At 72.3% G+C, this 12,094-nt stretch carries 10 protein-coding genes; 7 read left to right on the top strand and 3 right to left on the bottom strand.

The window, feature by feature from the left end; translation table 11 throughout:
• Positions 1-40: 40 nt before the first annotated feature.
• From ACZ6S8_RS29365 to ACZ6S8_RS29355, 3 genes are all read right to left on the bottom strand, one after another.
• Complete coding sequence (locus tag ACZ6S8_RS29365; protein ID WP_469460429.1) at positions 41-949, bottom strand: alpha/beta fold hydrolase; 909 nt, start codon at positions 947-949, stop codon at positions 41-43.
• A gap of 74 nt (positions 950-1,023) precedes the next feature.
• Positions 1,024-1,302, bottom strand: a complete 279-nt coding sequence (locus ACZ6S8_RS29360) for an acyl carrier protein (RefSeq protein WP_469460428.1) — start codon at positions 1,300-1,302, stop codon at positions 1,024-1,026.
• Between the two features lie 21 nt (positions 1,303-1,323).
• Complete coding sequence (locus ACZ6S8_RS29355; protein WP_469460427.1) at positions 1,324-2,340, bottom strand: beta-ketoacyl-ACP synthase III; 1,017 nt, start codon at positions 2,338-2,340, stop codon at positions 1,324-1,326.
• A 325-nt stretch (positions 2,341-2,665) separates the two neighbouring features.
• On the opposite strand from ACZ6S8_RS29355, the gene ACZ6S8_RS29350 reads away from it, so the two are divergent.
• From ACZ6S8_RS29350 to ACZ6S8_RS29320, 7 genes are all read left to right on the top strand, one after another.
• Positions 2,666-3,043 carry a hypothetical protein gene (locus ACZ6S8_RS29350; protein ID WP_469460426.1) on the top strand — a complete coding sequence of 126 codons (378 nt, stop codon included), beginning with the start codon at positions 2,666-2,668 and terminating at the stop codon, positions 3,041-3,043.
• A 99-nt stretch (positions 3,044-3,142) separates the two neighbouring features.
• On the top strand, positions 3,143-5,494 hold the full coding sequence (gene secD / locus ACZ6S8_RS29345; RefSeq protein ID WP_469460425.1) for a protein translocase subunit SecD: 2,352 nt from the start codon (positions 3,143-3,145) through the stop codon (positions 5,492-5,494).
• Positions 5,495-5,646: 152 nt separating this feature from the next.
• Entirely contained in the window at positions 5,647-6,594 is a 948-nt protein-coding gene (locus tag ACZ6S8_RS29340; protein WP_469460424.1) for an LLM class F420-dependent oxidoreductase, read from the top strand.
• Between the two features lie 11 nt (positions 6,595-6,605).
• Positions 6,606-7,391, top strand: coding sequence for an SDR family NAD(P)-dependent oxidoreductase (locus ACZ6S8_RS29335; protein WP_469460423.1), 786 nt, complete (start codon positions 6,606-6,608; stop codon positions 7,389-7,391).
• Between the two features lie 116 nt (positions 7,392-7,507).
• A complete protein-coding gene (locus ACZ6S8_RS29330; protein WP_383921656.1) occupies positions 7,508-8,629 on the top strand; it encodes an LLM class flavin-dependent oxidoreductase in 1,122 nt (373 codons plus the stop codon).
• Between the two features lie 222 nt (positions 8,630-8,851).
• A complete protein-coding gene (locus ACZ6S8_RS29325) occupies positions 8,852-10,591 on the top strand; it encodes an N-acyl-D-amino-acid deacylase family protein (RefSeq protein ID WP_469460422.1) in 1,740 nt (579 codons plus the stop codon).
• A complete protein-coding gene (locus ACZ6S8_RS29320; RefSeq protein WP_469460421.1) occupies positions 10,588-12,069 on the top strand; it encodes an aldehyde dehydrogenase family protein in 1,482 nt (493 codons plus the stop codon). The genes ACZ6S8_RS29325 and ACZ6S8_RS29320 overlap by 4 nt, the downstream gene beginning before the upstream one ends.
• The last annotated feature ends 25 nt before the right edge of the window (positions 12,070-12,094 follow it).

Below are 12,094 nucleotides of genomic sequence, written 5' to 3'. Positions count from 1 at the left end.
GTATCCGTGCCGTCGCCCGCAACATCGGGCCGGCGACGTGTCAGCCGACCCTCACGTCGGTGGCGTCGTGCGCCGCGCGGCTGACGGAGTCCTGGCCGACGAGATAGGGCAGACCGGCCACCGGACGACCGGTGAAGAACCGCATCACCAGATCGGTGGCGGCCTCCCGCCGCTCGAGGAACACCCAGTGGTCCGCCTCGCCGATCGCGGCGAACCGGCAGTCCCCGATGCCGGCGGCGAAGTCCCGCTGCTCGGCCAGCGAGCTGATGGTGTCGTGCTCACCGCAGAACACGAGCGTGGGCACACCGTCCAGCCCGCCCACGGGGTCGAGGTTCTCCAGGACCGACCGCTCCATGGTGGCGAAGCCGTACGCATTCTCCGTCAACGCACGCAAGGTGATGCGCCGCACCAGTCTGCGGACGATGTCACCGTTGTGCACGCGCGCCCGGCCCGCAGGGCACAGGAACATCTCCATGAGGATGTCCACCATGCCCTGGGGATCGCCCGCACCCATGCTCTGTGCCGCACGCGTCCACAGGGCCACGAGCCGATCGCTGATGCGCACCGGGACCCCGCCCAGCACCAGCCGGGCGACCCGCTCGGGCCGCCGCTGCGCGCAGCGGTACGCGATCGCGGAGCCGAACGAATAGCCGAGGAAGTTGACGCGGTCGACGCCGAGGTCGTCGAGGATCACCTCCACGGCCCGGCACATCACCTCCATGCCCTGCTGCGGCCGCAACGGTGTCGAATCGCCCGCACCGGGAAGATCAACGGAAATCAAGTCGGCCCGGGGAAGAACGTGCTGCTCCATGATCGACCAGCCGTGCATGCCCTGCAGCACGCCCCCGATGACCAGAACCGGCTCGATCGACGGGCTCGGGCTGCGCACCAGCTGGTAGGACAGGGACAACCCGTCGAATCGCAGCGTACGGGCGATCACTTCACTCATCGTTCTCCCTACGAACCGTCACCGTCACCGTCACCGTGGACCGGACCGGACCGGACCGCCTGCCGTCGCCGTCCTCAGCCCTGCGCGGGACGTCCGCCCTGGCCGGCGTCGGCCAGTCCGGTCACCACCAGGTCTGCCGTCTGCTGCAGCGTGAGCTCGCCGTCGGCCCGGGAGTCGTCCAACTGGATGCCGAAGTGGTCGGACAGGGTGACGAACAGCTCCACCTGGGCGATCGAGTCGAGTTCGAGGCTGGAGAACGTGGCCTCCGGGGCCAGCCTCTGGGCCGGCAGACTGAAGGTCCGCGCGAGGAAGTCGGTGACGAAGGCCAAGGGCTCCTGGCTGCGTGCGTCCATGACAGTGCTACTCCTTCTGCTTCAGGGGGAAGGCTGAACATCGGGCCAGGTCAAGGCGACGGCTCCCCACACCGCCCCACCGCCGAACGCCGTCAGAAGCGTTCGGGCGCCGGGAGCCACGGCTTTGTCCCGCACCGCCTCGTCCATGACGAGCGGGATGGAGGCCGATGAAGTGTTCCCGACCCTGCGAATGTTGCCCAGGCAGCGCCCGGCAGGCACGCCGACGAGGTCGGCCACCTTGTCGAGGATGCGCTGGTTGGCCTGGTGACCGATGAACGCCTCGACGTCCTCGACCTGCCAGCCGACGTGATCCAGCACCCCGCGGGAGACCTCCGTCATCCGGCGCACCGCGTGGGCGAACATCTGAGGCCCCTGCATCCGCAAGCACCGCTCTCCGGGCTCCGCATCCCGTTGTGCATCCGGCCACCGCGCCCCGCCCGCGGCGATCACCGCCAGATCCTTCTGCGTGCCGTCACTCCCGAGCCGCACGGCCAACACCGCGCCGGCCTCCTCGCGCGTGCCGCGTCGCAACACCGCCGCCCCCGCACCGTCGGCGAACACCACAGCGGTGCCACGGTCGGACATGTCGGTGATCGTGGACAGCGTCTCCGCACCGATCACCAGAACCCGCTGCGCCGTGCCGGACCTGATCCACGCGTCACCGGCAGCGAGCGCGTAGACGAAGCCCGAACAGGCAGCCGCGATGTCGAAGGCCGGCACCTGCCCGAGGCCCAGCTGCGCGGCGACCCACGGAGCCGTGGCCGGAGAGTGATGGTCGGGGGTCGTCGTCGAGAGCACCACCAGGTCCACGCCGTTGACGCCGGCGCTTTCCAGAGCCCGACGACCCGCTTCCACGGCCAGGTCACCCGTGCTCTCCCCCGGCCCGGCCCACCGCCGCCTCTCGATCCCCGTTCGCGAACGGATCCACTCGTCAGTCGTGTCGAGCAGCGTGATCGGCTCGTCCGTGTTCTGCACCACCCGATCCGGCAGGCGACAGCCGATCCCCGCCACCACGGCGGCGACGGAACGATCAGACATGGAGCCTCCCCTGGGACAGAAAGAGCGTGGTCAACGGTCCAGCGGACACCCCGTGCCCAATCGGTCTGGACCGCACAGACGCCGGGATGCTGCCGCGGCGCCTAACGAGGGTCGCGGAAATCTGGAAACGGCCACGGCGCAGCGGTCCCACTTCCGAGGGATCAGAACCTTCCGGACGTGGAAGCAGCCTCGCGGTTTGGTGACCGCGGACCGTGCTACGAGGGGAACGCCGAGGAACACGGAACGGACCGGGGCGCCCCGTACGTTGAGCAGGGCGGGGCCACGCCGTGCGCACCCGGCGAGCACCGGAGGGACGGGGGGACGCGTGCCGCAACCGAGCCGCTCCGCGCGCCTGGCCGCGTCCGCGCTGACCCTCGTCGTCACCGTCCTCGCGCTGTTCGTCCCGGTGGCCGGGGCGCAGGGCATGCCCGTGCCCGCCGACAGGCCGCTCGCCCAGCACGCGGTGGCGGGCCACGCCGGACCGGGGGCACGGCCGGACGACGTTCCGGCGCGGTACGTCGCGGTCACGCCCCGACCCGACGCCCACATCCCGGGACCGCAGCCCGCGGGACCCGCGCGTGCGGCCGTCGACACGGCCCCGCGCCGCGCCCAGGGCGGGCCCGACGCGGGCCCCGCCGCCGGACTCGCGCCGCCGCCCGGGCCGGCCGGGTCCGCCGCCCCGCGCGGCCCGCCCCACCGATGAGCACGCAGACCGTCATCGACGCCTGACCCTTCCGACCCGCCGCACACCGCGCGGGGCCGGTCACGCGTCCCTCCGTCCTGCCCTCATCGTGGAGTACGCATGTCTCGCGCACCCTTGTCCCGCCCACCCCTGTGGAGGGCGGTCGTCGCGCTGGCAGCCGTCGCGCTGTCCCTCTACATCGCCCTCACCCAATCCGCCCGCCTCGGCCTCGATCTGCGCGGCGGCACCCAGATCGTCCTGGAGACCCGGGACTCACCCACCGTCAAGGCCGACGCCGCATCCACCGACCGCGCCCTGGAGGTCCTCAGGCAGCGCGTCGACGCCCTCGGCGTCTCCGAACCCGGCATCGCCCGCTCCGGCGAGAAGCGGATCATCGTCGAACTGCCCGGAGTGCAGGACCCGCGCAAGGCCGCCGAGGTCATCGGCCGCACCGCGCAGCTCACGGTCCACCCGGTGACGGGGGCGACGGCCGACCAGGGCTCGGCGCAGCCCGAGGCCGACGGATCGCGCACCCTGCCCGACCCGGACCGGCCGGGCAGCCACCTGAAGCTGGGCCCCACCGCCCTCACCGGCGAGGGGGTCGAGGACGCCGAGGCGGCCTTGGACCAGCAGTCGCTCAGCGGCTGGACGGTCTCCCTCGACTTCCGCAAGGGCGCGGGCGACACCTGGGCGAAGATCACCTCGGACGCGGCCTGCGCGCCTCCGGGCGCTCCGGAACGCCGCATCGTCATCGCCCTCGACAACAAGATCATCTCGGCGCCCGGCGTCACCGCGGACGTGGTGTGCGGGACCGGCATCACCGGCGGCTCCACGCAGATCAGCGGCGGCTTCGACCGGGCCGGGGCCCGGGAGCTGGCGGCGCTCGTGAAGGGCGGCGCGCTGCCGGTGCCCCTCGACGTCGTGGAGCAGCGCACGGTCGGCCCGACGCTCGGCGCCGAGGCGATCGAGGCGAGCACCAGGGCCGCGCTCATCGGGATCGCCCTGACCGCACTGTTCATCACCGTCGTCTACCGGCTCCTCGGCGCGCTCGCCGCCGTGGCCCTCGGGCTGTACGGCCTCATCTCGTACGCCGCTCTGGTGGCGCTCGGCGCGACGCTCACGCTGCCGGGTCTCGCCGGGTTCGTCCTGGCGATCGGCATGGCGGTGGACGCGAACGTCCTGGTCTTCGAACGGGCCAGGGAGGAGTACCTGGGCGTCCGTTCGAAGGACGTGGCGAAGCCGGTGAAGACCGGCTTCGCGAAGGCGTGGAGCGCGGTGATCGACTCGAACGTGACGACGCTGCTCGCCGCGGGACTGCTGTTCTTCTTCGCCACGGGCCCGGTCAAGGGCTTCGGGGTCACCCTGTGCATCGGCGTCCTGGTGTCGATGCTCACGGCGCTCGTGATCACCCGCACGCTCGCGGACTTCGCCGTCGCCCGCAGCTTCGTGCGCAAGCGCCCCGGTCTGACGGGGATCGCCTCGACGGGCCGGGTCCGCACCTGGCTGTCCCGCCGCAACCCGAACCTGGTCCGCCACCGTCGCCGGTGGCTCGGCGCGAGCGCGCTCCTGGTGACGGTGGCCGTCGCGGGAATCCTCATCCGCGGCCTGGACTTCGGCGTGGAGTTCACCGGCGGCCGCCTCGTCGAGTACGGCACCGCCAGGTCCGTCGACGCGGACACGGCCCGCAGCGCCGTGTCCGACGCGGGGTTCCCGCGCGCGGTGGTGCAGGAGTCCGGCGACGGCGACATCACCGTACGCACGGAGGAGCTCACCGACGACGAACAGCAGCGCGTCAAGGCGGCCTTGGAGGAGCCCGGCGGAACCGTCACGGTGGAGCGTGACGAACGGATCGGCCCGAGCCTCGGCAGCGAACTGCGCCACAAGGCGCTCCTGGCCCTGGGCATCGCGGTGGCCGCCCAGCTGATCTACCTCAGCGTGCGGTTCCGGTGGACCCTGGCGGCAGCGGCGGTCTCCGCGATGGTCCACGACGTCCTGCTCGTGGTGGGCCTGTTCGCCTGGCTGGGCAGGCCGGTGGACAGCGTCTTCCTGGCGGCGCTGCTCACGGTGATCGGCTACTCCGTGAACGACACGGTGGTCGTCTTCGACCGCGTCCGCGAAGCGCGCCGCCGAGACCCCCGGGGCGACCTGGAGAAGACGGCCAACCACGCGGTGGTCCAGACGCTCCCGCGCACGCTGAACACGGGTATGGGGGCCCTGTTCATCCTGGCCGCGCTGGCGGTACTGGGCGGCGACTCGCTGGCGGACTTCTCCGTGGCGCTGATCGCGGGCGTCCTCATCGGCATCGCCTCGACCCTCTTCACCGCGGTCCCGATCGCGATCGCCCTGGAACACCGCAACCCGACGCCCCCACCGGCACGGGACCGTCGCGCCGCGAAGGACGCGCCCGGCGGGTACGGCAGCCCGGCGGAGGCGCGGAGGAACCAGGAGAGGGGGACGGGGGCGGTCGTCTGAGTCGAGGCCCAGGTCACCCGGCACGACCGCGGGATCGGGCCACCGCGGTCGGACCTACCCCTTGCCTGACGGACCGTCAGCTACGACGATGGCCCGGCACCGGTATGACGAATCGGCGGCGAATCGGCAGACGAAGGCGAGGCGGGTCCGGCATGGCGCGCGTGTTTCCGGAAGGTCGGCTGGTCTACGGGATGCAGCTCCCGATCCAGTCGCAGAGCACCATCTACGCCGAACCCTGGGAGGCGTCGGCCACCGCCGCCGACCTCGCCGAGGTGGCCCGGGCCGCCGACCGGGCCGGCTTCGGGTACGTGGCCACCTGTGACCACGTGGCCATCCCGCGGCGGCTCGCGGGGCCCATGAGCACGGTCTGGTACGACCCGGTCGCCACCCTCTCCTTCCTCGCGGGGATCACCGAGCACGTGCGCTTGCTCAGCCACGTCGCGATCCTCGGCCTGCGCCACCCCCTGATCAGCGCCAAGCAGTACGCCACGCTCGACCACCTCTCCGGCGGCCGGCTGATCCTGGGGGTGGGCGCCGGGCACGTCGAGGAGGAGTTCGGGATCCTCGGCGTGGACTTCGCGCGGCGCGGGGCCGTCCTCGACGAGACGCTGGACGCCCTGCGGGTGGCGCTGGGGCCCGAGGAGTACCCGGAGTTCGAGGGCGAGCTGTTCTCGTTCAAGGACCTCGGCCAGCTGCCCCGGCCGGCGCAGCAGCGGATCCCCGTCTGGGTCGGCGGTTCCTCGGGCCCCGCCGTGCGCCGGGCCGCCGTCCGCGGCGACGGCTGGCTCCCGCAGGGCGACCCGCGCCACGCGCTGCCCGCGCAGATCGCCCGGATCCGGGAACTGCGCGCGGCGGCGGGGATCGGGGAGCCGATCGAGATCGGCGCGATCACCGAGCCGCTGTACGTCGGCGAACCCGGCTGGGACACCGGCCGCCGGACCCTGAGCGGCAAGGCGGAGGCGCTCGCCGAGTCGCTGCGGGAGTACAAGGCGCTCGGCGTGGACCAGATCCAGGTCCGCTTCCGCAGCCGGGACCGGGCCGAACTGACGGACCAGATCGCCGCGTTCGGCGCCGACGTCGCGCCGCACCTCAACGACTAGGAGACACCGGCATGGGCAAGCTGGACGGGCGCGTCGTCATCATCACCGGAGCGGCGCGCGGCCAGGGCGAGCAGGAGGCCCGCCTGTTCGCGGCCGAGGGCGCGAAGGTGCTGCTCGGGGACGTACTGGACGAGCAGGGCGCGGCCGTGGCCAAGGAGATCGGCGAGGACCGGGCCCGGTACGTACGGATGGACGTGAGCCGGGAGGAGGACTGGGCGGCCGCGATCGCCGCCGCCAAGGAGTCCTTCGGCCCGGTCGACGGACTGGTCAACAACGCGGGAATCCTGCGCTTCAACGAGCTGACCGGGACCCCGCTGGAGGAGTTCCGCCAGGTGGTCGAGGTCAACCAGGTGGGTGCCTTCCTCGGCATCAAGTCGGTGGCCCCGGAGATCGAGGCGGCCGGCGGCGGCACCATCGTCAACACCTCGTCCTACACCGGCCTGACGGGCATGGCGTACGTGGGCGCGTACGCGGCGACCAAGGCGGCGATCCTCGGGCTGACGCGGGTCGCCGCCATGGAGCTGGCGGGCCGGGGGATCCGGGTCAACGCGATGTGCCCGGGCGCCGTGGACACCCCGATGGCCAACCCGGGGCTGCTGGATCCGGCCGGGATGACCGACGAGGCCCGGGAGGCGATGGCCGAGCTGTACCGGCGGGTCGTGCCGATGGGGCGGGTCGGGCGGCCGGAGGAGGTCGCGAAGCTGGCCCTCTTCCTGACCGGCGAGGACTCCTCGTACATCACCGGCCAGCCGTTCGTCATCGACGGCGGCTGGATGGCCGGCGTCAGCATCGCCTGAGGCCCCGGCCGCATCATCTGATGGGGCGTCAGGTATTGACGCTCCGGCCCCGGCGGTGGAACAGTCGGGGCATCGAATCTGACGGAACGTCAGAAGTCAAAGGACGGTGAACCCCCTTGGAATTCGGGCTCTTCGTGCAGGGATACGTGGCCGAGTCACGGTCCAAGGTCGACCCCGAGGCAGAGCACAAGGCGCTGATCGAGGAGACCGAGTACGTCATCCAGGCCGACAAGTCGGGCTTCAAGTACGCCTGGGCCTCCGAGCACCACTTCCTGGAGGAGTACTCGCACCTCTCGGCGAACGAGGTGTTCCTCGGCTACCTGGCCCACGCCACCGAGCGCATCCACCTCGGCTCCGGCATCTTCAACCCCCTCGCACCGGTGAACCACCCGGTGAAGGTGGCCGAGAAGGTCGCCATGCTCGACCACCTCTCCAAGGGCCGCTTCGAGTTCGGCACCGGGCGCGGTGCGGGCAGCCACGAGATCCTCGGCTTCCTCCCCGGCATCGAGGACATGAACGGCACCAAGGAGATCTGGGAGGAGACCATCGCGGAGTTCCCCAAGATGTTCCTCCAGGAGGAGTACGAGGGGTTCCAGGGCAAGCACTGGTCCCTGCCGCCGCGGAAGATCTTCCCCAAGCCGTACGGCAAGGCCCACCCGGCCATGTGGTACGCCGCCGGGTCCCCCTCCTCGTACGCGATGGCGGCGAAGAAGGGCCTGGGCGTGCTGGGCTTCAGCGTGCAGAAGGTCTCCGACATGGAGTGGGTGCTGGAGCAGTACAAGACGGCCATCCAGGAGGCGAAGGCCATCGGCGCCTTCGTCAACGACAACGTCATGGTCACCTCGACCGCGATCTGCGCCGAGACCCACGACAAGGCGGTGGAGATCGCCGTCAACGCCAACATGAACCGCTTCCAGTCGCTGGTCTTCCGCTACCACGACACCTTCCCGCGGCCCGAGGCGATCCCGCAGTGGCCCGAGCTGCTGCCCGAGTACAACGCGGAGATCATCGAGCTGCTGATCGCCGAGGAGCTGATGATCTGCGGCGACCCGTCCGAGGTGCGCGCCCAGTGCAAGCGGTGGGAGCAGGCCGGCGCCGACCAGCTGTCCTTCGGGCTGCCGACCGGCGTCTCGCCCGAGGACACGCTGAACACCATCAAGCTCATCGGTGAACACGTCATCCCGCACATCGACACGGACCCGGTCCACCGCACGACCCGCTTCCGCCAGGCCGTCTGACCCGGCGGGGGAAGAGGGGCGGCGTCTTCCCGGACCGCCGTCCCGCACCGGCCCCGGCCGGGCGGCCTCCGGCCGGGGCACGCGGGGGATCCGCCCCCGCACCCTCCGCGCCCCGAACGCCGGCGGAGCCGGTTCCTCCGGCTCCGCCGGCGTCGGGGCGCGTGCCCCGGGCGCGGCCCCCCGGGCCCGGCCCGCACCGCGAACTCCGGCAGAAGGGACGTCATGCTCGACCACCTGATCAAGGGCGCGACCGTCGTCGACGGGACCGGCGCGCCCGCGCGCGTCGCCGACGTCGGCATCCGGGACGGCCGGATCGTCGCCGTCGGCGACCCCGGCACCGTCACCGAAGAGGCCCGCACCGGCGAGGACGCCACGGGCCTCGTCCTGACGCCCGGCTTCGTCGACCCCCACACGCACTACGACGCCCAGCTGTTCTGGGACCCGTACGCCACCCCCTCCATGAACCACGGCGTCACCACCGTCGCCGGAGGGAACTGCGGCTTCACCCTGGCGCCCCTGCACCCGGACCGCCCCGAGGACGCCGACTACACCCGCCGCATGATGAGCAAGGTCGAGGGGATGGCCCTCAAGGCCCTCGAAGAGGGCGTCGACTGGACCTGGTCCACCTTCGGCGAGTACCTCGACGCCCTCGACGGCCGCATCGCCGTGAACGCCGGCTTCATGGTCGGCCACTGCGCCCTGCGCCGGCACGTCATGGGCGAGGCCGCCGTCGGCGGACAGCCCACGCCCGAGCAGCTGGACGAGATGCTCGCCCTCTTCCACGACGCCATGAACGCCGGTGCCTGGGGCCTGTCCACCACCCAGTCCTCCACCCACTCCGACGGCGCCGGCTCCCCGGTCGCCTCCCGGCACGCGAAGCCGGAGGAGCTGCTCGCGCTCTCCCGGGCGGTCGCCGAACACGAGGGCACCCAGCTCGAAGCCATCGTCGCCGGCTGCCTCGACCAGTTCTCCGACGAGGAGATCGACCTCTTCGTCGACATGAGCGCCGCCGCCGGCCGGCCCCTGAACTGGAACGTCCTGACCATCGACGCCTCCGTCCCCGAGCGCGTCCCGCGCCAGCTGATCCCCAGCGAACGCGCCCGCAGGGCCGGCGGCCGGATCGTCGCGCTCACCATGCCGATCCTCACGCCCATGAACATGTCCCTCGGCACCTTCTGCGCGCTCAACCTCATCCCCGGCTGGGGCGAGGTCCTCTCCCTGCCCGTCCCCGAACGGATCGAGAAGCTCCGCGACGCGGACGTACGGGCCGAGATGCTGCGCCGCGCCGACAGCAAGGAGGCCGGCGTCTTCCGCCGCCTCGCCCGCTTCGGGCGGTACGTCATCGGCGACACGTACAGCAAGGAGAACGAGGGCCTCTCCGGCCGCGTCGTCGACGACATCGCCGCCGAGCGCGGCCAGGACGCCTTCCACTGCCTGGTCGAGATATGCGCCAACGACGACCTGCGCACCGTCCTGTGGCCGATGCCCACCGACAACGACCCCGCCAGCTGGGCCCTGCGCCGGGAGACCTGGCAGCACGAGGACGTCATGCTCGGCGGGTCCGACGCGGGCGCGCACCTGGACCGCATGTGCGGCGCCCCGTACACCACCCGCTTCCTCGGCGACTGCCTGCGCGGACGCCGGCTCGTCCCGCTGGAGCAGGCGGTGAAGATGCTGACCGACGACCCGGCGCAGCTGTTCGGGCTGCGCGAACGCGGCCGGATCGCCGAGGGGTACCACGCCGACCTGGTCCTCTTCGACCCGGAGCGGATCGAGGCCGGCCCGGCGACGCTCGTCCACGACCTGCCGGGCGACAGCCCGCGGCTGGACGCGCGGGCCATCGGCATCGTGTCCGTACGCGTCAACGGGGTCGAGACCATCCGCGACGACGAGGTGACGGGGGCGATCCCCGGGATCGTGCTCCGCTCGGGCCGGGACACGAGGACGGTGAGCACCCGTTGAGCACGCACCAGCCGGGCGGCCCCCAGCGGCTCTACATCGGCGGCACGTGGGTGGAGCCCGACGGCGGCCACTACGAGGTGGTCGACCCGGCCGACGAATCGGTGGTCGGGCTCGCGCCCGAGGCCTCCCGCGGCCAGGTCGAGGAGGCGGCGCGGGCCGCGGCCGACGCGTTCGCGTCCTGGTCCCGCACGGCGCCCGAGGAGCGGGCGGCGATCCTGGACCGCGCCGCCGACATCATCCAGCGGGAGTACGAGCCCTGGTCCGAGCTCGCCCGCGCGGAGACGGGCGCGCCGACCGGGATCGCCCGCGGCATGCAGGTCGGCGTCGGGGTCGCCCGCTTCCGGCGGTACGCGAAGGGCGCCCTGGAACCGGTCGAGCGGGGCCTGCCCCCGCAGGTGACGGACGCCGGGCCGATGGGGCGGGCGAGCGTGCTGGGCGCGCTGGAGGTGCGCCAGCCGGTCGGGGTGGTCACGTGCATCACCTCGTACAACAACCCGTGGGCGAACCCGGCGGGCAAGGTGGCGCCGGCCCTGGCCATGGGCAACACGGTGGTGGTCAAGCCGGCCCCGCAGGACCCGCTGTCGGTGTTCCGGATGGCGCAGGCGCTCGACGAGGCCGGTGTGCCGGCGGGCGTGGTGAACGTGGTCTCGGGCACCTCGGTCGAGGTCGGCGAGGCGGCGGTGGACTCGCCCCACGTCGACATGGTGTCCTTCACCGGCTCCACGGGCGTCGGCCAGCGCATCGCCGAGGTGTGCGGCCGGACGATGAAGCGGCAGCTGATGGAGCTCGGCGGCAAGGGCGCGGCGATCGTCCTGGAGGACGCCGACCTGGACGCGGCCGTGATGGGGATCGGCACGACGTTCTCCTTCTACTCGGGGCAGATCTGCACGGCCCCGACCCGGGTGATCGCGCACCGGTCGGTCTACGACCGGCTGGTCGAGAAGCTCACCGGCTACCTGACGTTCATGACGGTGGGCGATCCGGCCGAGCGCGGCACGGTGGTCGGCCCGGTGATCTCGGCGGCGCACCGCGACCGCGTGGAGTCGTACGTCGAACTGGGCCGCAAGGAGGGCGCGCGGATCGCCTACGGCGGCGAACGCCCGGTGGTGGGCGGCGGCCGCGGCTTCTACGTGGCGCCGACCCTGCTCGTGGACTGCACCAACGACATGCGGGTGGTCCGGGAGGAGATCTTCGGCCCGGTGGTCGTGGTCGTCCCCTTCGACGGGGATGAGGACGAGGCGGTGGCGCTGGCCAACGACAGCGACTACGGCCTGATCAGCTACGTCTGGTCCGGGGACTCGGCGCGCGCGTTCCGCGTGGCGCGGCGGCTGCGGGCGGGCGGGGTTGGGGTGAACACCATCGGCCGGAACATGGAGGCGCCGTTCGGCGGCTTCAAGCGGTCGGGCGTGGGCCGGGACGTCGGTTCGTACGCCCTGCACGCGTACAGCGAGGTGCAGTCGATCGTCTGGACCGGCTGACCCCGGGCCGGCCCGTGCCCCCGCA

This window comes from Streptomyces sp. NPDC048461 (assembly GCF_055587105.1).
This window is presented reverse-complemented; position numbering and strand designations above follow the sequence as displayed.

What these genes read in the sequence shown, in the direction of transcription:
- ACZ6S8_RS29355 (WP_469460427.1), bottom strand. Translation starts at nt 2,340, where the DNA reads ATGTCTGATCGTTCCGTCGCCGCCGTGGTGGCGGGGATCGGCTGTCGC.
- secD (WP_469460425.1), top strand. Translation starts at nt 3,143, where the DNA reads ATGTCTCGCGCACCCTTGTCCCGCCCACCCCTGTGGAGGGCGGTCGTC.
- ACZ6S8_RS29360 (WP_469460428.1), bottom strand. Translation starts at nt 1,302, where the DNA reads ATGGACGCACGCAGCCAGGAGCCCTTGGCCTTCGTCACCGACTTCCTC.
- ACZ6S8_RS29365 (WP_469460429.1), bottom strand. Translation starts at nt 949, where the DNA reads ATGAGTGAAGTGATCGCCCGTACGCTGCGATTCGACGGGTTGTCCCTG.
- ACZ6S8_RS29335 (WP_469460423.1), top strand. Translation starts at nt 6,606, where the DNA reads ATGGGCAAGCTGGACGGGCGCGTCGTCATCATCACCGGAGCGGCGCGC.
- ACZ6S8_RS29325 (WP_469460422.1), top strand. Translation starts at nt 8,852, where the DNA reads ATGCTCGACCACCTGATCAAGGGCGCGACCGTCGTCGACGGGACCGGC.
- ACZ6S8_RS29340 (WP_469460424.1), top strand. Translation starts at nt 5,647, where the DNA reads ATGGCGCGCGTGTTTCCGGAAGGTCGGCTGGTCTACGGGATGCAGCTC.